Annotated in this window: 13 protein-coding genes and 1 pseudogene; 3 read left to right on the forward strand and 11 right to left on the reverse strand. The window is 71.6% G+C overall.

Translation table 11 applies throughout. The annotated features are described in order from the left end of the window. Positions 1-64 precede the first annotated feature (64 nt). The 7 genes from ACFT4A_RS17010 to ACFT4A_RS17040 form a co-directional block, all read right to left on the reverse strand. Complete coding sequence (locus tag ACFT4A_RS17010; RefSeq protein WP_382830755.1) at positions 65-793, reverse strand: hypothetical protein; 729 nt, start codon at positions 791-793, stop codon at positions 65-67. A gap of 36 nt (positions 794-829) precedes the next feature. Beyond that, a complete protein-coding gene (locus ACFT4A_RS17015; protein WP_382830756.1) occupies positions 830-3,019 on the reverse strand; it encodes a glycoside hydrolase N-terminal domain-containing protein in 2,190 nt (729 codons plus the stop codon). Continuing rightward, complete coding sequence (locus ACFT4A_RS17020) at positions 3,016-4,995, reverse strand: beta-galactosidase (RefSeq protein ID WP_382830759.1); 1,980 nt, start codon at positions 4,993-4,995, stop codon at positions 3,016-3,018. Before ACFT4A_RS17020 ends, ACFT4A_RS17015 begins: the two co-directional genes overlap by 4 nt. Continuing rightward, a complete protein-coding gene (locus ACFT4A_RS17025; RefSeq protein WP_382830761.1) occupies positions 4,995-7,205 on the reverse strand; it encodes a 1,4-beta-glucanase in 2,211 nt (736 codons plus the stop codon). Before ACFT4A_RS17025 ends, ACFT4A_RS17020 begins: the two co-directional genes overlap by 1 nt. A gap of 137 nt (positions 7,206-7,342) precedes the next feature. Next, a complete protein-coding gene (locus ACFT4A_RS17030; protein ID WP_382831075.1) occupies positions 7,343-8,281 on the reverse strand; it encodes a carbohydrate ABC transporter permease in 939 nt (312 codons plus the stop codon). Between the two features lie 8 nt (positions 8,282-8,289). Then, the gene (locus ACFT4A_RS17035) at positions 8,290-9,327 is read right to left on the reverse strand and encodes an ABC transporter permease (RefSeq protein WP_382830764.1); all 1,038 of its coding nucleotides are present in this window, start codon (positions 9,325-9,327) and stop codon (positions 8,290-8,292) included. Between the two features lie 26 nt (positions 9,328-9,353). Continuing rightward, a complete protein-coding gene (locus ACFT4A_RS17040) occupies positions 9,354-11,036 on the reverse strand; it encodes a Tat pathway signal sequence domain protein (RefSeq protein ID WP_382830766.1) in 1,683 nt (560 codons plus the stop codon). A 323-nt stretch (positions 11,037-11,359) separates the two neighbouring features. Between ACFT4A_RS17040 and ACFT4A_RS17045 the strand changes: the two genes are divergently transcribed. Next, entirely contained in the window at positions 11,360-14,197 is a 2,838-nt protein-coding gene (locus ACFT4A_RS17045; RefSeq protein WP_382830768.1) for a glycoside hydrolase family 3 C-terminal domain-containing protein, read from the forward strand. 104 nt (positions 14,198-14,301) lie between these two features. Here ACFT4A_RS17045 and ACFT4A_RS17050 read toward each other — a convergent pair whose 3' ends face one another. The 3 genes from ACFT4A_RS17050 to ACFT4A_RS17060 all read right to left on the reverse strand — a co-directional run bounded on the left by ACFT4A_RS17050 (position 14,302) and on the right by ACFT4A_RS17060 (position 19,884). Beyond that, on the reverse strand, positions 14,302-15,747 hold the full coding sequence (locus ACFT4A_RS17050) for an aldehyde dehydrogenase family protein (protein ID WP_382830770.1): 1,446 nt from the start codon (positions 15,745-15,747) through the stop codon (positions 14,302-14,304). A 110-nt stretch (positions 15,748-15,857) separates the two neighbouring features. Beyond that, on the reverse strand, positions 15,858-17,552 hold the full coding sequence (locus ACFT4A_RS17055; RefSeq protein WP_382830773.1) for a PucR family transcriptional regulator: 1,695 nt from the start codon (positions 17,550-17,552) through the stop codon (positions 15,858-15,860). Between the two features lie 136 nt (positions 17,553-17,688). Beyond that, positions 17,689-19,884 carry an ATP-binding protein gene (locus ACFT4A_RS17060; protein WP_382830774.1) on the reverse strand — a complete coding sequence of 732 codons (2,196 nt, stop codon included), beginning with the start codon at positions 19,882-19,884 and terminating at the stop codon, positions 17,689-17,691. A gap of 254 nt (positions 19,885-20,138) precedes the next feature. On the opposite strand from ACFT4A_RS17060, the gene gabT reads away from it, so the two are divergent. Both gabT and ACFT4A_RS17070 read left to right on the forward strand, forming a co-directional pair. Further along, positions 20,139-21,473 (forward strand): 4-aminobutyrate--2-oxoglutarate transaminase, encoded by a 1,335-nt coding sequence (gene gabT / locus ACFT4A_RS17065; protein ID WP_382830777.1) that lies wholly within the window; start codon positions 20,139-20,141, stop codon positions 21,471-21,473. 193 nt (positions 21,474-21,666) lie between these two features. Further along, positions 21,667-21,861, forward strand: a pseudogene (locus tag ACFT4A_RS17070) (hypothetical protein); the annotation flags it as partial. Between the two features lie 14 nt (positions 21,862-21,875). Here ACFT4A_RS17070 and ACFT4A_RS17075 read toward each other — a convergent pair. After that, positions 21,876-22,478 (reverse strand): DinB family protein, encoded by a 603-nt coding sequence (locus ACFT4A_RS17075; protein ID WP_382830778.1) that lies wholly within the window; start codon positions 22,476-22,478, stop codon positions 21,876-21,878. Positions 22,479-22,494: the final 16 nt, after the last annotated feature.

Consider the following 22,494-nt stretch of genomic DNA (forward strand, 5'->3'; position numbering starts at 1 on the left):
CGCCACGGCGAGACGCCGGGGCGGGCCGCACCGTGAGGTGTGGCCGGCCCCGGCCCGTTCCGGGTCAGCTGCTGGTGATGCTCATGCTGTTGGCGCGGAAGTCCAGGCCGCCGGACGACGAGGTGATCTCGAAGCCGAACTGGACGTCACCGATGGTCTCGTTGCCCATCCAGCCCTTGGTGTCCTTGATCCACTTCAGGACGGGCAGGATCTGCACGGAACCCGAGGTCGAGTCGGAGGTGCGCAGGAACGAGAAGACGTCCCAGTACGTACCGTCGGACCGCTGGGCCCGGCCCTTGTAGACGTCCCAGGTGTGGCCGCCGACCGAGACGCGCTCCTGGTAGCTGCCGAGCGCGCCGACGGCCCCGTTGTAGTTGACCCAGAGCATGATCTCGTAGTCGTGGTCCGTGTCCCAGACGTCGTACGAGGTGTTGTACGAGCCCGAGGACGGCACGGTGACGTTGTAGCTGCTGTTGAGCGACCCCAGCGAGGTGATGGACTTGTTCACCACCTTCTTGGCGTTCGGGTAGGACTTGATGCCCCCGGTGTTGGGGTGGTTGGCGTTGACGCCCCAGTTGGTGCCGGAGTTGGCCCAGATGCACTGGGCGCCTGCGCCGCCGCCCCAGATGTTGTTGTAGAGCGTGTAGCCGTTCAGGCTCGTGTTGCCCCACTGGTCGCAGGAGTTCCAGACTGCGGCGGAGGCGGGCGCGGAGGCGAGGGCGATGGTCGCGCCGAGTGCCAGGGCCGGGGCGAGCAGGGCCTTGGTGACCCTGCCGAGCGTGCGTGATGCCATGGGGTCCCTTCCAGGGGTGGGGGGATGGGGTAGGGGCTACCGCGCCCTCAGGGTGAGGACGTGGTCTTCTCCGGCGACCAGGTGGAGGGATTCCGTGCCGGAGGAAGTCCGCAGTTCGACGCGGTGGGTGCGGCCCGGCCTGATGACGGCGGCGGCGCCGTCCCGGGTCCAGGTGAGGTCGATCTCGGCCCCGAAGCGGGTGCGCACCCCGCGCAGTGCGCCGCTCGGATACGCGGCCGGAAGCGCGGGCAGCAGGACCAGCCGGTCCGGGGTCGACTGCACGAGCATCTCGATCAGCACGGCGGGCAGGGTGTGCGCGGCGTCCGCGTTGTAGACGTCCCGCTTCGGGTAGTGGGCGCTCATCAGGGAGGCGTGGAAGAAGTCGCCGTCCAGGACCTGGCCGAGGGCGTGGGCGACGCGGTCTGAGTCCCTGAGCCGGGCCGCGATGAGCGCGTGGTGCAGATGGCCGTGCGCGGAGTCGTTCTCGGCGCCGCGCAGTGCGAGGGCGCGGTGGGCGGCCGTGGCCAGCTCGGGGCTGTCGTAGGGGGTGATCTCGTCTAGCGGCCAGACGCCGTAGAGGTGGCTGAGGTGGCGGTGGTCGTAGGAGTCCTCCAGACCCGGCCAGGCCCATTCGGCCAGCGCCCCGTCCGGGTTGATCCGGTGCGGTGGGAGGCGCTCGGCGAGGGCGTGCCAGCGGGCGGCGTCGGGGCCGGGGTGGTAGGCGGCGGCCGTGCGCAGGGCGTGGCGGGCCGCGGAGAGGTCCATGGCGGCGTTGAGGGTGCCCCAGCTCGCGTTGGCGGGGCGGTTCTCGGGCGAGTAGGAAGGGACGACGACGAGCCGGCCGTGCTCGTCGGTGCGGGTGAGGAAGTCCTCGTAGAACTGGGCGACTTCGGCGAGTGCGGCGGCGGTGCGCGGGTCGCGGGTGCCCTGGGTCTCGTCGTGGTCGACGAGCGGCTTGAGCAGCCAGTCGGCGCCGGCGGTCCACAGGTGCAGCGGGTATTCACGGTCGAAGTGGTACGAGTGGCCCGACTCGCCGTCGCTGTGGCCGGGGGCGACGACGCCCCGGGTGCCGAAGATCGCGCGGGCGTTGTCGCGCCAGTCGGGCAGTTGCCGTCGGATCAGGGTCGCGTGGGCCTCGGTGACCTCGGGGAGGGCGGCGGCAGCGGCGGAGGCGGTCTGGAGGTTGAGGTTGGCGTCGTTGGTGAAGGCGCCCGACCAGGCGGTGTTCCAGTCGCCGGTCCACAGTCCGGTCAGACGGGGCGGGAAGAGGCCACTGGCGGACAGCAGGTGGTAGCGGCCTGCGGCGAAGAGGCGCTCCAGGAGGGCGGCGCTGCGCGGCCGTCTCAGCAACTCCGAGCCCGGGAGGGCCCGTTCGGCGGGGTCGGCGGCCAGGTCGAGGGTGACGCGCTCGTAGGCGGTGCGGTGGAGGGCGACGTGGCGGTCGAGGAGTTCGTCGTACTCCAGGGGCAGATCGCGCAGGGCGCGGCCCTCGGCCACCACGTCCAGTTCGCCGGTGTGGCGGTGCACCCGGGTGAGGAGCAGCACGGACCGGGCGCCCTCGGCGCGCACCCCGGGCGGCACGAGGCGCGTCGTGCCGCCCGTGGCGGCGACCAGGGTGACGCCCGTGCAGGCCAGGTCGCTGTCCGGGTAGCGGGCGCGCAGGCTCAGCAGGGCGCCCTCGGGGGTGAGGACGGCTCCGTGGCCGATGCGCAGTCCGGCGGGGGCGCCGGGCAGCCGGTGGTCCAGGTCGACGTCGAGGCTGAGGCCGGGTCCGGTGACCTGCTGGACGATCACGTCGTCGGCGCGGGAGACGAAGACCCGGCTGGCCCAGCCGGAGCAGGAGGCCCGCACCACGCCCGTGGTGAAGTCGACGTCTCGGCGGTAGTCGCGCCGGGCACCGGGCGGACGGCGCAGTCTGATCTGGAAGGCGGGGTGGAAAGGCTGCACCCACTGGTGCGGACGGCCGTCCGTGAAGCTCTCTGCGGCGGTCGTGTCTCCTGCCAGAAGGCGGTCCTGGAGTGCGGGGAGGTCCTCGGCGAGCTGCGGGGGCCGGGGGTTCCTGCCGTTGGGGCGCACCAGGGTGTGGTGCGTGACGACTACCCGCTCGACGTCCGGGTCACCGAACACAAGGGCGCCGTGGTGGCCGTTGCCGCTCAGGAAGCCGTCCTCCCAGCGGCGGGCCGGGTCTGGCTCCCATGTGCCGTGGACGGGGGCGGAGGGGGTCATGGCCGGAGAACCGCCGCCTCGTAGCGGCCGAGGGTGACCCGGTCGGTGACGGCCGTGCCGGTCAGCAGGTCGTGGTGGGTGCCGGGGACCTCGACGGTCACCGGCTCGCGGCCGTGGTTGAGGAGGAACAGCAGCTCTCCCCGACGTACGGCCTCCACCTGCTCGGGGAGGCCGTCGAGCACGGGCCCGACGCCCGCGCCGTCGGCGATCCGGGCCAGCAGGTCGCGCAGCGCCTCCGGCTCCGGGAGCGTGGAGAGGTACCAGGCGCTGTCCTTGCGCAGGACGGCGGGCATGCCGTCCAGTTCGCCGCCCTTGTAGCGGGTCGTGTCGTCGGGGTCGGAGGGCTCGATCTCCTCGGACCACAGCGTGCCCCGGAAGCCCTCGCAGGCGACGGTCTCCCCCGCGTCCAGCGGCCACCACTCGTGCAGCACGCGGATGCCGAACAGCTCCCGCAGCCGGGCGTCCATGCCGCCGGGGCGCACCCGGTCGTCCTCGTCGGCGACGCCGGTGAGGAATCCGCAGACGAGGGTGCCGCCGCCGCGGGCGTAGGCGAGGAGGTTGTCGATCGCCGTGTCGGTGAGCGCGTACAGCTGGGGCACGACGACCATCGAGTACGGCGTCAGATCGTGCTCGGGGTGGGCGAAGTCGGTGGTGAGGTGGGCCTGCCACAGGGCCCGGTGCCAGGCGCGCAGCACGTCCGGGTAGTCGACCCGGGTGGAGAGGCGACCGTCCTGGGCGCCGGCCCACCAGGCGTCCCAGTCGTGCAGGACCGCGATATCGGCGGTGATGTGCTGCCCGGTGACCTCGGGGGCGATCCTCGCCAGGTCCGCCCCGAGCCGCTTGACCTCCTGGTACGTACGGCCTTCCTCCCCGGCGTGGCTGACCATGCCGGAGTGGAACTTCTCGGCGCCCTGCCGGGACTGCCGCCACTGGAAGTAGCAGACGGCGTCGGCGCCCCGGGCCACGGCCTGCAGCGACCACAGCCGGTTGAGGCCCCGGGGCTTCGGGTGGTTCACGCCGCGCCAGTTGACCGGCCCGGCCGCCTGTTCCATGAGCATCCACGGCCCGCGTGCCTGGGAGCGGGTCATGTCCTGGACCAGGGCCCCGTTCTGGGCGCCGAGCGGATCGCGCGGGTCGGGGTAGAGGTCGACGGAGACGACGTCCTCCTCCCCCGCCCAGCGCCAGGCGTCCTGGCCGAACCACAGCGGCATGAAGTTGCTGGTGACCGGCAGGTGCGGGGTGTGGCGCCGGACGATGTCCCGTTCGGCGACGTAACACTCCAGGAGCATGTCGGAGGTGAAGCGCCGGAAGTCCAGGACCTGGCAGGGGTTGCGCATGTAGTGGGGCAGGCGGGGCGGCAGGATGCCGTCCCAGGTGTCGTAGCCCTGGCTCCAGAAGGCGGTACCCCAGGCCTCGTTGAGGACGTCGAGCGTGCGGTACTTCTCGCGCAGCCACCGCCGGAAGGAGGCGGCGGCCTGGTCGCCGTGGTCGAAGGTGCAGTACTCGTTGTTGATGTGCCACATCGTCAGGGCGGGGTGCCCGCCGTAGCGGGTGGCCAGGTCCTCGGTGATGGCGGCGGCGTACCGCCGGTAGGTGGCGCTGGAGTGCGAGAAGTGCTGACGGCCGCCCCACCACTCGGTGCGGCCGTCCTCGGTGACGGGCAGGGTGTCGGGGTGCAGCCGGCCCATCCAGGGCGGCGGCGAGGAGGTGGGGGTGGCGAGGACGACCCCGATGCCGTGCTCGTGCATCAGGTCCATCAGCGTGTCCAGCCAGCCGAACTCCCGTGCCCCGGGCTCCGGTTCCAGCTTCGACCACGAGAACACCCCGAGGGTGACGGAGTTGACGCCGGCGGCCTTCATCAGCCGGACGTCCTCGTGCCAGGTCTCCTCCGGCCACTGCTCGGGGTTGTAGTCGCCGCCGAAGAGGAGCCGGCCCCGGGTGGCACCGGACAGGCCGGGCCTGTTTCGCTCGGGCATCAGGCGGGCTCCCCGTACTGCACGCCGCGTCCGTTGGTGGCGATGTAGACCCGGCCGTGGATGCGCGGGTCGCCGGTGATGGCGGCGCCGATCCAACCCCACTGGTGCTGGTCGTCGTTAATCCGCGTCCAGGTCTTCGCCTCGTCGACGGAGCGGTACACGGCGGTGATGCTCTCGGTGGAGCCGACCATGTAGAGGGCCGGGTAGGAGGCGCCCCCTGCGGCCTTGCCGAAGCCGACGGTGTACGAGGCCCAGCAACTGCTCACCTTGGTGAAGGTGGCGCCGCCGTCGGTGGAGCGGTACAGCCCGTTCCACTTCAGGCTCAGCCACAGGTCGCCGGAGCGGCCCGGGGCGGCGGTCAGCTGGAACTCGGTGTCGCCCGAGTTCAGGCCGGTGGCGCGCGCGGTGAAGGTCTTGCCGCTGTCGGTGCTGGCGTGGAGCGTCCCGGTCGTGGTGTCGAAGGCGTAGAAACACGTCGCGTCGGCAGGGTCCGCGACCGGGACGGCGCCCTTCGGGAAGGAGGCGACCTCGGACCAGGTGGCACCGTTGTCCGCCGAGCGGTAGCCCGCATTTGCCGAGCCGAAGGACCACAGCAGCACGCTGCCGTCGGCGTTGGCGGCGATCGGCCCCGGCGCGGACTTGGCCATGGCCGGCTGGGCCTTGAAGGGCGCCCAGCTCTTGCCGCCGTCGTTCGAGTAGGCGCCGTTGCCGTTGTCCCCCCACCCGGCCCGCACGACGTACGACGGCTTGGCCGCGGCCAGCGCGAGCCCCGTCGCCGTGCCGAACACCGGGTTCGACGCCATGCCGCGTGAGGGGGAGGCGGTGAGCCGCTCGTGGTACATCACCCCGATGTCCCCGGACCCGCTGATCAGGTGCGCCTCTCCGGCCGGAGGGGAGATCAGCTGGCGTATGGACGCCTCCTCCAGACCCCGGATCTGCGGCGCCCAGTGCTTGAGGTCCCGGGTGCCGTAGAGGGTCGCGCCCGTGCCGTAGACGACGTGCCCGGAGTCGAAGGGGTCGACGCCGACGGCCTGGATCCACCAGCCGAACTTGGGCTTGTCGGCGCCCCACTTGAGGTACGGCGTCTCGGAGACGTCGAGAACGGCCTTGTCCTTCAGGGACTTCCAGGTGCGGCCGCCGTCGGTGGTCCGGAACAGGGTGTCGATCAGCGCCCAGCGGTTGTTGGTGGAGACGACGACGGTGCCGGGCCGCCGGGCGTCGACGGCGACACCGCCGTACCCGAAGGAGTCGGTCCCGCCGTCCTCCGTCGCCCCGCCGGGCTTCACCGGCGTGACCTCGGTCCACTTCCCGTCCGTCGTCCGCAGCTTGTGCACGCTACCGTCGGACTGGCCGTTGGGGCCGGGCGCGTTGGCGTACGTCACGTACAGCTCGCGCGTGTGCCGGTCGTACGCCGCCCGGATCGGCACCTTGGCGGCGGTGCCGGCGGGCTGCTTCGGGACGGCCTCCCAGGTCGTACCGTCGGAGGTGCGGTAGAGGTTGGGCTTGCCGGCCGTGCCGTCGGAGTCGCCCCAGCCGACGTAGAGGGTGCGGCCCGCGGCGACCAGCAGCGTGACGCCCTGGCCGGTGGCACTGGGCGTGGCCGGGAAGCTCACGGCCTTCCAGGTGGCGCCCCGGTCGGCCGACTTGAGCAGTCCGTCGTGCCGGGTGCCGAGCCACAGGGTGTCGCTGTCCCTCGGGTCGACGAGCAGCCGCTCCCCGCAACCGCGCCCGTCCTCGTTGGCCCCGAGCTTCACGGTGAGGTCGGTGCGCGTCCAGGTGGCGCCCCGGTCCTCGGACCGCAGCACGGCTCCGTTGCCGGCCCAGGACTGCGCGTACGTACCGAGGGCGAGGTACAGCCGGTTCGGATGCGCCGGGTCGACCGCCATGGCCTCCACGCCGAGCAGGTTCCAGTCGTCCCAGCCGATGTGGTCGGTCAGCGGGACCCACCGGTCGGTGCGGTCGTCCCAGCGGTAGGCGCCGCCGATGTCGGTACGGGCGTAGGCGAGGCCTCGGACGGCGGGGTGGAACAGCACGCCGGTGACGAATCCGGTGCCGCCCATGACGGCGTTGCGCCACCGGTACCCGTTCTTCTCACCGGCTGGGGGCGTGACGGCATCCGCCCGCCCCCGAACGACCGGGAGGGAGACGACTGCGGCGACGGCAGCGGTCCCGGCCAGCACGGATCGTCTGCTGAGGTGGAAAGTGGCCATGACGTACCTCGGTTCTTGCAAAGACAGGGAAGGGAGATGCCCTTTTCTTGGGGGCGCGGGGAACTGCGCGAAGTGCCACAACGCAGCCGCAGACACAAACAACCGACAGCCCTACGGCGAGACAAGAAACAAGGGCACTACCCCTTGATCGCCCCCGTGAGCATGCCCTTCTTGAAATGCTTCTGGACGAACGGCGAGATCACAGCGACGGGCAGCAACGCCATCACCATCACGGCCATCTGAATCGCCAGCCCGGAAATCTGCCCGGTCTTGATCGCCTGACTCACCCCCACCGGCGCCTCCTGCTTCTGCACCAGCTGAATCATGACGTTCTGCAACGGCATCATGTCCTGGTTGCTCAAGTAGATCGACGCGTTGAACCAGGCACTCCAATAACCGACCGCATAGAACAAGGTGATCACCGCGATGACGGCCCGGGACAGCGGCATCACGATCTGCCAGAGAATCCGCCAGTCCCCCGCCCCGTCGATCCGCGCGCTGTCGACGAGTTCCGGCGAGATCCCCATGAAGAACCCGCGCAGCACCAGGATGTTGAAGACACTGACCGCACTCGGCAGGATCAGCGCGAGATACGTGTCCGTCAGCCCGAGCGACTGCACCAGCAGATAGGTCGGAATGAGCCCGGCCCCGAAGAACATCGTCGCAAGCAGGGTCATCAGCAGCCAGCGATGCCCGAGCGACCCGCTGCGGGACAAGCCGTAGGCGGCCAGCACCGACACCGTCATCGAGAACACCGTGCCGACCAGCGTCACGCACACGCTGACGATCGCGGCCCGGGTCACCTGCCCGCCGCTCAGCAGCTCCTGGTAGGCGATGAAGGTGATGTCCTTCGGGATCATCACCAGTCCGCCGGCCTCGGTGATGGTCTGCTTCGAGGAGAGGCTGGTGACGATGACGATCCACAGCGGGAACAGGACGGCGAGGCAGGCACCGGCCAGGACGATGCCCTTGCCCGCGATCCCGGCCCTGCCCGGCTCGTCGTCCCAGACGGGCCTCGGTGGGGCCTCCCACCAGCGTGGTGCGCGCGCCGCCTCCTCGACGGACGCCTTGTCCATGACGGTGGTCACTTCTTGTACACCCCCTGCTCGCCCATGAAGTGGGCCACCTTGTTCGCGGCGAGGACGAGTGCCACGCTCACCAGGCCCTTGACGAGGCCCGCGGCCGCCGCGTAGCTGAAGTCCTGGTTGCGGACGCCGTTCCACCACACATAGGTGTCGAGGACTTCCGACGCGCCCGGTCCCACCGCGTCGCGTTGCAGCAGGATCTGTTCGAAGCCGACGGTGAGCGCGTCACCGACCCGCAGCACCAGCAGCAGGGCGATCACGGGCCGCAGCGCGGGCAGCGTGACGTGCCACATGCGGCGCCAGCGCCCGGCCCCGTCCATGGCCGCCGCCTCGTAGAGGTCGGGGCTCACGGAGGCGAGCGCGGCGAGGAAGACGATGATGCCCCAGCCGGCGTCCTTCCAGACGCCCTCCGCCGTCACCAGGAACTTGAAGATCCCGGGGTCGGTCATGAGGTCGAAGCCCTCGTAGCCGTGCTCGCGCAGGGTCTGCGCGATGATGCCCGCCCCGCCGAAGATCTGCTGGAAGACGGTGATGACCAGTACCCAGGAGAAGAAGTGCGGCAGGTAGAGGATCGCCTGCGACACCGCCCGCACCCGGGGCCTGATCACGCTGTTGATGAGCAGCGCGAGCACGATCGGGATCGGGAAGAACAGCACCAGTTGGAGGCTGAACAGTACGAGCGTGTTCTGCACGGCGTCCCAGAACGCCGAGTCCGCGAAGATCCGCTCGAACTGCTCCAGGCCCACCCAGGGGCTCTCCAGCATCGCGACGAAGCCGTTGTCGCTGACGTACGGGTCGTACTCCTGGAAGGCGACGGCGTTGCCCAGGATCGGTATGTAGTTGAAGACCAGGACCAGCGCGATGGCCGGCAGGGTCATCAGGATCAGGGTGCGGTCGCGGCGCAGCCGCAGCCTGAGGCTCACCTTGCCGGAGAGTTTCCGCCCCGGCCGCTCCCCGGTGGGGACGTCCGTCCCCCGGGAGGCTTCCTCACTCGTCTTCGCCTCGGCCCTGCTGCGAGGCACCGTGCTGTGGGACACGGCCTACTCCTTGCCTCAGCGCCTGGTCACTGCGCGGAACCGTTGGTGTCGTGCAGCTTCTGGTACCAGTCCCGCAGCTTGTCGCCGCCCTGCTTCTTCCATTCGGCGACGGCCTGCTGCACATCGCTGATCTTCTTGCGGCCGCGGACGACGTCGTCCTCCAGCTGCTCGAAGTCGTTGGAGAGGTTGGTGTAGCGGGCGGGCTCGGTGATCTGCATACCCCAGAAGGTGGACTTCTTGGTGAAGGCGCCCATCCGCTGCTGCCACTCCACCTGTTCCTTCGCGATGTCCGGGAAGTCCGGGTGCGCGATGGTCGGGGCGGGGCTGGCGAGCATCTCGTAGGCGTTCGCGACCTCCTGGTTGCCCTTGTCGTTCTTGGTGGGCACCCCGTCCTTGACGGTGTAGTGCGTGCCCTCCACCCCGTACTTGGTGAGCATGTACTCCTTGGTGCCGTACGGGGCGGCGGTGACGTTGGCGGCGGCCAGGATGTCCTCGACGACGGCCTTGGACGCCTTCTTGTTGACGAAGGCGAAGATGCCGGCGGGCGAGCCGGCCCACAGGGTGGGGTCGCCGCCGTCGGCGCCGAAGATGTCCATGCCGGAGATGCGGAAATCGGAGTTCTGGCCCGACTGCTCGGCCATCTTGCCCCACCAGTCGGTGATGTTGTTGTTGTAGATCAGCACCTGGCCGGCGGTGAAGCGGTCACCCGCGGTGCCCTGCACCGCCTTCGCGTCGGGGTGGACGAAGCCCCCCGCGTACAGCTTGCGCGTCCACTCCAGCGCCTCGAGGTACTCCTCGGTCTCGACGCGGTAGACCAGCTTGCCGTCGGTCAGGTTCCAGCCGAGGGGCTTCTCACTGCCGGAGAGCACACCGAAGAAGTTGAAGGCGGACCACTTCATGTCGTCGCAGGCCCACACCTTGGCCTTGGGCCGGGTGATCTCCTTGGCGAGCGCGAGGAACTCGTCCGGGGAGGTGGGGAGGTCCCAGCCCTCCTTGTCGAAGACGTCCTTGCGGTAGAAGGGCACGATGCCCACGACGGAGGGCGCCGGCTGGGGCAGGCCGCGCAGCTTGCCGCCGAAGATGGAGTACTGCCAGGCGCCGCTGGGGATGGCGGCGAGGTTCGGGTACTTCTTGACCGCGTCCCCGGACAGATACGTACCGAGGTCGGCGAACTTGCTGATGATGGCGCTGGGTATCTTGCCGCCCATGTTCCAGCTGGGGATGACCACGACGTCCGGCACATCGCTGGAGGCGAGGACCGCGCCGAGCTTCTCGTCGTAGGTCATGCCGTCCTGGTTCTGCCAGGTGATGTCGACGCCGATCAGGTCGTTCATCGCCTTGTAGTAGGCGTTGTCGCCCTTCGGCGGGGTGCCCCAGAACGGCGACATGATCTTGATGGCGCTGCCCTTGCCGAGCTTCTTCGGCACCGAGGTCTTGAGGTCGGACAGGGCGAGCTTGCTCGTGAAGCCCATCGCCGAGCCGTGCTTGGACGGGATGTCCGGCGTCACCACGTTGCTGGCGACGTACGCCGGCAGCAGCTTCTTCGCCGTCTTCCCCGACGTGGTGCCGTCCCGCGAGCCACTGTCCGAACCGCCGCAGGCGGCGAGCAACGGCATCCCGCCCGCCACGGCCGCGGTGGCGACCGCCGTGGAGGCGAGGAAGGATCTCCGGCTCGGTCCGGAGGAGGCGGAGGCGGCGTTCGGCGTCATTGCGTCAACCCTTCATGGCACACCAGGACACCCGGCGGAGGGCCGTCGGCTGCGGTGTCTCGAGTGGAACTGGCTGAGCCGAAGCGAGCTGTCGACCCACCCGGGACTTCTGTAGTCGAAGCGCTTCGATGTTGTGTGAGGTTAAGTGAACACACCAGGGTGCACAAGGGTCGTTCCCAAACTTCCTCCCCGGTACGAAAGGAGACTTTCCGCATGCACTGCTTGAAGGGACAGAGCTGATCCCTTGACACCCGACCCGTCGTCGACTCAGCATCGAAGCGCTTCGAAAGTGCACCGCCGATCCATCGCAAGGGGATCCCCACGTGACCGCACACACGCCGCCCACGCCGCCGTTCCGCGATCCGCGCCTGCCGTTCGCGAAGCGGATCGACGACCTCCTGTCGCGGCTCACGCGCGAGGAGAAGACCGCCTTCCTGCATCAGTTCGCACCCGCCGTCGAGCGGCTCGGCATCGCCGCCTTCCGCACCGGCCAGGAGGCCCTGCACGGGGTGGCGTGGATGGGCCCGGCGACGGTGTTCCCGCAGGCGGTCGGTCTCGGCGCCACCTGGAATCCGGAGCTGGTGCGGCGGGTCGGCGACGCGGTGTCCAAGGAGGTCCGCGCGATGCGCGCCAAGGACGACCGGGTCGGGCTCAACGTCTGGGCCCCGACGGTCAATCTGCTGCGCCACCCGCTGTGGGGCCGCAACGAGGAGGGCTACTCGGAGGACCCGAAGCTCACCTCGGCGATCGCCACCGCCTATACGCACGGACTGCGCGGCGACCACCCCACCTACTGGCGCACCGCGCCCGTGCTGAAGCACTGGCTCGCCCACAACAACGAGACGGACCGGTCGACGACGTCGAGCTCGGTGCGTCCGCGGGTGCTGCACGAGTACGACCTGCGGGCCTTCCGCGAGACCGTGGAGGCGGGTGCGGTGGCCGGGGTGATGCCGGCGTACAACCTGGTCAACGGCCGTCCGAACCATGTCTCGCCCTACCTCGGCAAGCATCTGCGGGCCTGGACCGACGAGGAGCTGCTGGTCTGCTCGGACGCGGGCGCGCCGAGCAATCTGGTCGACTCCGAGCACTACTTCGACACCCATGAGGAGGCCACCGCCGCCTCCCTCGTGGCGGGCGTCGACAGCTTCACCGACCACGGAACGGACTCCGCGCGGATGACCGGGCGGCTGCGCGGCGCCCTGGAGCGCGGTCTGCTGACCGAGGCCGACCTCGACCGGGCCGTCCGCCGTCAGCTCTCGGTCCGCTTCCGGCTCGGCGAGTTCGATCCGGAGTACGACCCGCACGACGCCACCAGCGAGTTCGACTCTCCGGGGCACCGCGCCCTCGCCCGGGAGGCGGCCGAGCAGGCGGTCGTGCTGCTGAAGAACGACGGGGTGCTGCCGCTCGCCCCGGACGCCCGTATCGCCGTGGTCGGGCTGCTCGCCGACGAGTGCAAGCTCGACTGGTACAGCGGCACGCTGATCCATCGCTCGACCCCGCTGGAGGGGCTGTACGAGCGGTTCGGCGCGGAGCGGGTGGAGTTCGCGGAGGGGGTGGACCGGGTCCGGCTGAAGGCCTCTTCGGGCGCGTTCCTGCACGTGCCGCCGGCGGCGGACGCCGCCGACGAGGTGCGCGGCGCCGAGGGCGCGCTCGACCCGGCGCTGCTCGCGGGCCGCACCGACCTGCCCCCGCTCACCACCGACGCGACCGGCACCGAACTGGCGCTGGTCGACTGGGGCGAGGGCGTGCTGACGCTGCGCGCGCCCGACGGCCGCTACCTCTCGGTCGCCGAGGACGGCCGGGTCCGCGCCTCCGCCGACCAGCCGGGCGGCTGGATCGTCCAGGAGACGTTCCGCCTGGAACCGCACGAGAGCGGGCACCTCCTGAAGCACGTGGGGACGGGTCGCCACGTGTGTGTCTCCGCCGACGGCGTGAAGGTTGCCGAGGAAGATCCCGAGGTGTTCGAGCTGATCGTCGCCGAGCGCGGCGAGGACGCGGTGACGCGCGCCGCCGCCGAGGCCGACGTGGTCGTGGTGGTCGCGGGCAACGACCCGCACATCAACGGCCGTGAGACCGAGGACCGTACGACCCTGCGGCTGCCGGAGCACCAGGAGCGGCTGCTGCGGGCCGCCCGCGCGGCGAACCCGGCGACCGTGCTGGCCCTGGTCTCCGCCTACCCCTACGCCGTCGACCCGGCCACCCTCCCGGCCGTGCTGTGGACCGCGCACGGCGGCCAGGCGGCCGGCACCGCCCTGGCCCGTGTGCTGGCGGGCGACGTCTCCCCCGCCGGCCGTCTGCCGCAGACCTGGTACGCGGACGACGCCGATCTGCCCGGCCTCCTCGACTACGACGTGATCGGCGCACGCCAGACGTACCTGTACTTCGAGGGCACACCCCTGTTCCCCTTCGGACACGGCCTGTCGTACACGTCGTTCGCGTACGACGGTCTGACGAGCCGGGCCGAGGACGGCACGCTGCACGTCTCGTTCACCGTCACCAACACCGGCGACATCACCGCCGACGAGGTCGCCCAGCTCTACACGCGGGCCGTCGACCCGTCCGTGCCGCGTCCGCGCCGCGAGCTGCTGGACCACCGCCGCGTCACGCTGGCCCCCGGCGCGACGGCGGAGCTGAGTTTCGAGGTCCCGGTGTCCGCCTTCGCGTTCTGGGACGTCGCGCAGGACCGGTGGCGCGTGGAGCCGGGCGCGTACGAGCTGCTGGCCGGAGCCTCCAGCGAGGACGTCCGGCTGCGGACGACCGTCACGCCGGAGGGCGAGCCCACCCTGCCGCGCCCGGTCGTCGCGGGCGGCCTCGCCGCGGCCGGTTTCGACGAGCAGAGCGGCATCGAGATCGTCGACCGGACGAAGGTGTCGGGCGACGCGGTGACGCCGGTGGGCGGGTCCACGGGTGAACTGCTCTACCGCGCCTGCGACTTCGGGCGCGGCATCACCGAGGTGACGGTGGAGGCGGCCGGCGAGGGCACGGTCGAGCTGTCCCTCGACGGCGGCCCGGCGCTCGCGGTGCTGTCAACCGCTGGACCCACATCGGGCCCGTACGACTACGTCTCCCTCAGCGCACCCGTCACCGCCGCGGGCGTGCACGAGGTCCGCCTCAGGCTGCGCGGCCCGCTGCGGCTCGCGCACGTCGGCTTCTCCGGCTGAGGGTCCGGAGCAGGCCGACGCAAAGAAGGGGCCCGGCACCGGAAGGCATCGGTGCCGGGCCTCTTCGGAGAGCCTATATGAAAATGGTTCCCATGAGCTAGAGCTTAGAGGTCGATCCCGGTCAGGACCAGCACACGCTCGTACGTGTAGTCCTCCATGGCGAACCGCACGCCCTCGCGGCCCACGCCGGACTGCTTGACGCCGCCGTACGGCATCTGGTCGGCGCGGTAGGACGGCACGTCGCCGATGACGACTCCGCCGACCTCCAGGGCCCGGTGGGCGCGGAAGGCGGTCTGGAGGTCGTGGGTGAAGACGCCCGCCTGGAGGCCGTACTTGGAGTCGTTGACGGCGGCGAAGGCCTCGGCCTCGCCGTTCACCTTCTGCACGGTGAGGACCGGTCCGAAGACCTCCTCGCAGGAGATCGTGACATCGGCCGGCACGTCGGCCAGGACGGTCGGCGCGTACGAGGCGCCGTCCCGCTTGCCGCCGGTGAGCAGCGCGGCACCGGCGTCCACGGCCTCCTGGACCCACGTCTCGACGCGCTGGGCGGCGTCCTCGCTGACCAGCGGGCCGACGTCGGTGGCGTCGTCACCCGGGTCGCCGGTGACCTGGGCCTCGACGGCGGCGACGACGCGCGGCAGCAGCCGGTCGTAGACCGAGGCGTCGGCGATGACGCGCTGGACGGAGATGCAGGACTGGCCGCCCTGGTAGTTGGAGAAGGTGGCGATGCGCTGCGCCGCCTTGTCCAGGTCCTCGTCGCTCGCCCAGTCGGCGAGGACGACGGCCGCGCCGTTGCCGCCCAGCTCCAGGGTGCAGTGCTTGCGCGGCACCGACTCCATGATCGCGTAGCCGACCTTCTCGGAGCCGGTGAAGGAGATGACGGGCAGGCGCTCGTCCTGCACGAGGGCCGGCATCTTGTCGTTGGCGACGGGCAGGACGCTCCAGGAGCCCGCCGGCAGCTCGGTCTCGGCCAGCAGGTCGCCGAGGATCAGGCCGGACAGCGGGGTGGCCGGGGCCGGCTTGAGGATGATCGGCGCGCCGGCGGCGATGGCCGGGGCGATCTTGTGGGCGCAGAGGTTGAGCGGGAAGTTGAAGGGCGCGATGCCGAGCACGACGCCCTTCGGGAAGCGGCGGGTGAGGGCGAGTCGGCCCTGGCCGCCCAGGTCGGTGTCGAGGCGCTGGGCCTCGCCGCCGTTGAAGCGCCGGGCCTCCTCGGCGGCGAACCGGAAGACGGACACGGCCCGTCCGACCTCGCCGCGCGCCCACTTCAGGGGCTTGCCGTTCTCGGCGGAGATCAGCCGCGCGATCTCCTCGGTACGCTCGACGAGGCGCTTGCTGACGTGGTCGAGGGCGGCGGCCCGTACGTGGGCGGGGGTGGCGGCGAACTCGTCGCGCACGGCGTACGCGGCGGCCACGGCCTCCTCGACCTGCGCGTCCGTCGGCACGCTCACCTTGCCGACGAGCCGCCCGTCCCACGGGGAGCTGACGTCGAAGGTGTCCTCGCCGGTGGCCTGGCGGCCGGCGAGCCAGAAGGCGTGGGTGGAAGTCATCTCAGTTCCGGCCCTTCGGCGTCGGGGGTGGTTCCTGTGCGGGTTCCCACGGTAGGGGCGGGGTGGCCGAACGGCGTTTGTACGAGGTGTAGCAGTACCGGCCGCGAACACTACGGTTTGGCGGACGGGGCCGGTTCGGTGGTCGTCGCCTTGAGGGCCAGCCAGAGCTCCATCCGCGCGTCCGCGTCGTCCAGGGAGCGGCCGAGGATCTCCTCGACGCGGCGCATGCGGTAGCGCAGGGTGTGCCGGTGGACGCCGAGGTCGGCCGCCGCCGCGTCCCACTGGCCGTGCCGGGACAGCCAGGCGCGCAGGGAGGCGACGAGGTCGCCGCGGCCCGTGGCGTCGTGCTCGTAGAGCGGCCGCAGCATCCCGTCGGCGAAGGCCCGTACCGCGTCGTCCGCCAGCAGCGGCAGCACCGATCCGGCCGCCATCTGCTCGTGCTCCACCAGGACTCGTCCGCGCCGCCGGGCGACCGACAGGGCCTGCTCGGCCTGCTTGTACGCGCCGGAGGCCCCGATGGGACCGGCCGGTGCCGACAGGCCGACGACCAGCTCGGCCTCCTCGCCGCCCGGCACCTTCTCGCGTACGCCCGCCCGGGCCGTCTCCAGGGCGGCCGCGTACTCCCCGCAGGCCGCGGCGGCGGCACCCCGGTCCGCGGCCAGCACCACCAGCCGCTCCCCCTCGGGCACCACCAGGACGGCTTCGCCGGCCCGGGCCGCCGCGGACTCCATGACGTCGGCGAGCGCCGCGAGGGGGTCGCCGCCGGTGTCGGCGGCGGCGAGCGCGGCGGCGGAGGGCCGGTCGACGGCCGGTACGCCCGCCCGGGCCTCGGCACGGGTCAGCGCGGCCGAGGCCGACACGGGCACCCGCTCGGCGACCAGCATCCGGAACGGCGCGTCCAGCAGCCCGCCGTACAGGCTCCCGGCGACCGTGCGCGCGTGGTCCGGCTCCCCGGCCAGCAGCATGCGCAGCACCGCAGCGCCGACCCGCTGCTCGGCGGCCTGGAGGGACCGGGAGCGTTCCGTGGTCAGGGTCAGCAGCGCTATGGCCGAGTGGACGGCGTAGCGCTCGGCGGTGCCGAGGGCGGCGGCGGTGCCGACCGCGAGGGCCGCGCGCGGGCGCCGGCCCGTGCCGATGGTGTGCAGTTCGACCCGGTCCTCGTTCTCCGGCCCGCCGACCACCGAGGAGGCGGGCGCCGGCCGCTCCCGCAGCCGCTCGACGTCGCCGGTGAGCCGCGCGGCCCGCCGTCCGGCCCACTCCGGTGCCGTGGCGACCACGGCGCCCGAGGCGTCGTACAGCGCCGCCCAGCCGTCGACCTGCGCGGCCAGCGCGGCCAGCAGCCCCTCCGGCCCGCCGGTCTGCGCCTGCCGGGTCAGCTCACGCTGGGCGGCGAACCCGGCCGTGACGGCCCGGTACTGGTCGGCGGCGATCGCGGCGGACACGGCCTTGCTGATGGCGAGGAAGGGGGTCCGGCGCGGCACCTCCAGCAGCGGCAGGCCCTCTTCCCCGGCCGCGTCGACGAGCGCCTTGGGCGTCTCCTCGTAGTTGACGCCTATGGCGAACCCGAGCCCGACCACTCCGGCCTCGGCCAGCCGCCGCACATACCGGCGCATGGCCTCCGGGTCCTCGGCGTCCAGCTTGAGCGCGGTCATCAGCAGCAGTTCCCCGCCCTCCATGTAGGGCACGGGGTCGGCCAGCTCACTGACGTGTGCCCAGCGCACCGGCACGTCGAGGCGGTCTTCGCCCGCCCGCACGGTCAGTTTCAGCGCGGAGTGGTGGACGAGCGAGGCGAGCGTCGGGGGCATGAGGCCTTCAGGTCTGCGTCAGGGCTGAGCGGTGCTGTGTGATCTTTGTGCTCATTTGGCCGCCACGTATGAACGACCTGTGACGATTCTGCCTCACCGTACGGTCCTCGCGTACCGCGCCGGTGCCCGGCAGGCGTCAGCCCCGCAGATCGACCAGCAGCGGCGGCGCGTGCTCGCCCTTCACATCGGTCAGCGACAGCACCGCGTGCCCCGCCGGTACGCCGTGCGCCAACTCGGAGGCGGACCAGCGCTCCCGCTCGACCTGCCGCACGGTCACCGCCCGTGCGGTCGGCGCCTTGCCGGTGATGACCCGGCGCAGCATGTGCACGGCCTTGCCCGCCGGGGTCTCGGCGATGATCTGCCGGTCGGTGACGTCCCGGGCCTCGATCCACTCCTTGCCCCACACCTCGGCGAAGTCCTGCCCGTCCCAGGGCGTGAGCCCCGACAGCGCCATCCGGCACCCGGTGGCACCGAGCAGCGGTCCGCGCAGCGGCCTGGCCACGTCGTCCAGCGTCCGCAGGGTGAGCACGACACCGGCGTTGCCGGACCGCAGCCGCTGGATGCCGCGCACGGCCTCCGGCGTCACCACACCGGTCGCGTCGTCCAGCACCAGGCAGGCGAACAGCGACCGGTCCTCGCGCACCGCGACACTCGCCGAGAACTGCGCGAGCACCAGCCGCGCCAGCATCCGGGAGGCGTCGGCGTGCCCGCGCTCGGGCAGATCGATCCGCACCCGCACGGGGTGGTCGAGGGCCTTGAGGGTGAAGGGCCGGGTCGCCCCGGAGGTGTCGAAGAACGAGGCGAAGGCGGGACGGTCCAGCAGCGCGACCCGGTCCGTGAGCACCCCGCCGACATCTCCGGGCTGCCCCATCTGCCGCTCCCGGGCGTCGAGCTCCCGCAGCAGCGACTCCTGCCCGGAGTCCTGCAACCCCTGCCGCAGCGCGGCGAACGGCCCGGGCGCCCCGTCCAGGAGCTGCCGCAGCTCCGGTACGGAGGGAAAACGCCCGTGCACGGCCCGGAACGGTCCGAGCAGTTGGGCGAGGACGGTCGTGGAGCGCCGGGTGTCACTGCCCGGGTGCGGGTCGGCGAGGTCCCCGACGAGTGCCTCGGCCAGCACGGCCGCGGCCTCGTCCGGGTCGGCGGTCCCGCCGTACAGGTCGAGGTCGTACTCGGAGTCCTGGTTCCCGATCCGCACGACGACGTCGTACGCGTCGGCCGGCCCGAGCCCCGCGCCCGCCGCTCCGACCACGACCACGGCGGCCCGCCCGGCCAGCGCGTGCAGACACAGCGACTCGGCGAGCGGCCGGACGACGGCACCGGTCTTGCCGGACCCGGCGGGACCGACGGCCACGAGCGAGGTACCGAGCAGATCGGGCCCCAGGCCGAGCCCCGCGCCCCGGTAGGCGTACGGGTTACGGGTGTCGTCGACGGTGGTCCCCAGCCGCACCTGGCCGGTGACGAGGTCGTGCCGGGCGAGGCGCGCCGGCAGGTCGCGCTCTCCGGAGGGGTGGAGGCAGGCGGCGGCGCCGTCGCGCAGGACGGTGGAGCTGAAGGTGGCGAGGCTGTGCCGTCCGATGCGCACGCCCTGCCAGGCCCGGAGGATCCGGGCGTGGTCGACGTCCCGCATGAGCCCGGAGCGGGCCTCGGCGGCGAGCCGATCGGCGGCGTCGACGGCTCCGGCGGCGCGGAGCTCGTTCCACTGGGCCGGGTCGTCCTGAGGGTCCCGAGGGGCCGTCTGGGGTTCCGGCCGACGGAAGCGGGGGACGACGAAGCGGCGCCAGACCTCGCCCCAGCGGCCGAGCCGGGCCACCCCGACCATGATCCCCAGAGCGACGAGCAGCTCGTAGCCCTGGTACACGATGAACGTGCCGGTCTCGCCGAGATCGCTGTCGCCGCCGCGCCAGGCATCGGGAATGATCAGGTCGAACGGCACCCACCACCAGTTGCCGAGGTACCCGTTCTGCAGCAGCGACCAGATCAGCCATCCCACCAGGAAGGCGATCAGCGCCCCGCTCAGCAACTGCCGGGTGGGGATCTCCTCGGGCTCCTCCGCGGGCCGCGGCCGGTGTCCGAACCGCCACACGCCCGGTGCCGCGTCGGGCCGGGGCGTGCGCAGCCAGGTCATGAAGGACGAGCCGTCGGGCCCCGGCGGGGTCCCGGGAGCCCGCGTGGGCCGGGGCGGCACGGCCGGTCCGTCCGGGGGCCCGCTCCGGCCGCCCGGTGGCTCGCCGGGGCCGTTCGGTGGCACCGAGGGCACCTCCGGCGCCCCCGCCGGACGCGGTACGGGGCTCGCATGCGTACCCCGGGCCTCCTGCGTCCCGTCGCTGTCCATCGCCCTTTCCCCCTGACCAGCCGCTCCGTCCACCATCAGCGAGCCAATCTAACGCCCTCCCCTGGGGAGTTCACCGCTTACACGGCCGGGTCGTGGGCAGCAGCCCGTCAGAGCGCCATGTCCACCCCGGACAAGCCGCCCCTCCGACAACGCCCACATGGAGCATGCCCACCCCCCTTTCCCCGCCCTAGCCTGCGAGAAAAGAAGCCAAGCGTCCGCAGAACACACCGTCCGCACCACCCCAGGAGCCCCGCATGACCTCACTTCCGCAGGAGCGCCGCGTCGTCACCGCCATCCCCGGACCGAAGTCGCAGGAACTGCAGGCCCGCCGCACCGCCGCGGTCGCGCAGGGCGTGGGCTCCGTACTGCCCGTGTTCACGGCGCGTGCGGGCGGCGGGATCATCGAGGACGTCGACGGCAACCGGCTCATCGACTTCGGCTCGGGCATCGCCGTGACGTCCGTCGGCGCCTCCGCCGAGGCCGTCGTCCGCCGGGCCTCCGCCCAGCTCGCCGACTTCACCCACACCTGTTTCATGGTCACGCCGTACGAGGGGTACGTCGAGGTCGCCGAGGCGCTCGCCGAGCTGACCCCCGGTGACCACGCCAAGAAGAGCGCCCTGTTCAATTCCGGCGCCGAGGCCGTCGAGAACGCCGTCAAGATCGCTCGCGCCCACACCAAGCGTCAGGCCGTCGTCGTCTTCGACCACGGCTACCACGGGCGTACCAACCTGACCATGGCGCTGACCTCGAAGAACATGCCGTACAAGCACGGCTTCGGGCCGTTCGCACCCGAGGTCTACCGGGTGCCGGTGGCGTACGGCTACCGCTGGCCGACCGGCGCGGAGAACGCGGGCCCCGAGGCCGCCGCGCAGGCCATCGACCAGATCAGCAAGCAGGTCGGCGCGGAGAACGTGGCCGCCGTCATCATCGAGCCGGTGCTCGGCGAGGGCGGCTTCATCGAGCCGGCCAAGGGCTTCCTGCCGGCGATCAGCAAGTTCGCCTCGGACAACGGCATCGTCTTCGTCGCCGACGAGATCCAGTCCGGCTTCTGCCGCACCGGGCAGTGGTTCGCGTGTGAGGACGAGGGCATCGTCCCGGACCTGATCACCACGGCCAAGGGCATCGCCGGCGGCCTCCCGCTGGCCGCCGTGACCGGTCGCGCCGAGATCATGGACGCCGCGCACGCGGGCGGCCTGGGCGGCACCTACGGCGGCAACCCCGTCGCGTGCGCCGGCGCGCTCGGCTCCATCGAGACGATGAAGGAGCTCGACCTCAACGCCAAGGCGAAGGACATCGAGGCGGTCATGAAGGCCCGCCTCACCGCGATGGCGGAGAAGTTCGACATCGTCGGCGACATCCGCGGACGCGGCGCCATGATCGCCATCGAGCTGGTCAAGGACCGCGCCACGAAGGAGCCGAACCCGGAGGCGACCGCCGCGCTCGCCCAGGCCTGCCACGCGGAGGGCCTGCTGGTCCTGACCTGTGGCACGTACGGCAACGTGCTCCGCTTCCTGCCCCCGCTGGTGATCGGCGAGGACCTGCTGAACGAGGGCCTCGACATCATCGAGCAGGCGTTCGCCCGTATCTGACACGGTAGTTACGCATCCGAGCCGCCGTCGGGGCGAAGGAGCCGTTCCGGTTCCGCTCCGGCGGCGGCGAGCGGCAGAGCGTGTGAAGAAGGTGTGCGAGGTGGATGACAGGCGGCCCTTCGGCCTGTCCTCCGCCCTGCCCCTGTCGTAGGTTCTAACCAGATGAGAGATACACCCCCGCCCGCAGGGGACTGTGGGTGACATCAGGCCGGGGCCTCCCCAGCTTCGACCTGGTCGTGCCCTCGCGCACACAACCGGAGCCTGTGGCTCTGGATCTCCTCACCGATCGGACAGTCGCCCGCCCCAAACCCCCCGGGGCGCGCGACGTTCCGGTCCGGACGGCCGCCCCGGAACCACCCCCCCTGTTCCGGGGCGGCCGACCTCCCTCTTCTTCCAGCCGGATCAGCTGTCATCGGCCTCCCGCGCGACGCGCTCGAGCCGGCGTCGGTGGTCCTCCCACCAGTCCTGATTGCCTTCCGGCATGTTGTCGCCGCTCTTCGTCAGCCCGACACTGCCGTCGATGAGTTCGCGCACGATGTCGGCGTGGCCGGCGTGCCGCTGTGTGTCGGCGATCACCCGGACCAGGATGTGGTGCAGCGTCACCTCCCGGCGCTCCTCGGGCCACCACGGGACGTGACCGGTCGCGTCCAGTGCCAGCGTCTCGATCGTGTGGTCCGCGTGCTCGCAGGCCGCGCGATAGAGCCCGGCGATCTGCTCGCGCGACTCGTCCGCGGTGGCCCACATGTCCGCGTTGGGTTCGGCGTCCCGCGTGTACCACCAGGGCGGGGGCGGTTCCTCGACGAAGTACGGCCGCCCGAACGTGTCGCCGAAATACCCCAGCTCCACCCCGGCGACGTGCTTGACCAGGCCCAGCAGGTTGGTCCCGGTCGGTGTGAGCGGGCGGCGGATGTCGTACTCGGAGAGCCCTTCGAGCTTCCAGAGCAGGGCGTCGCGGGCCTCCTGGAGGTAACGGAGGAGGTCGGCTTTCGGGTCGGGTTCGGTCATGCCGGGAGTCTGGCAC

The organism is Streptomyces sp. NPDC057099 (genome assembly GCF_042671245.1).
Lineage (GTDB): Bacteria > Actinomycetota > Actinomycetes > Streptomycetales > Streptomycetaceae > Streptomyces > Streptomyces purpurascens.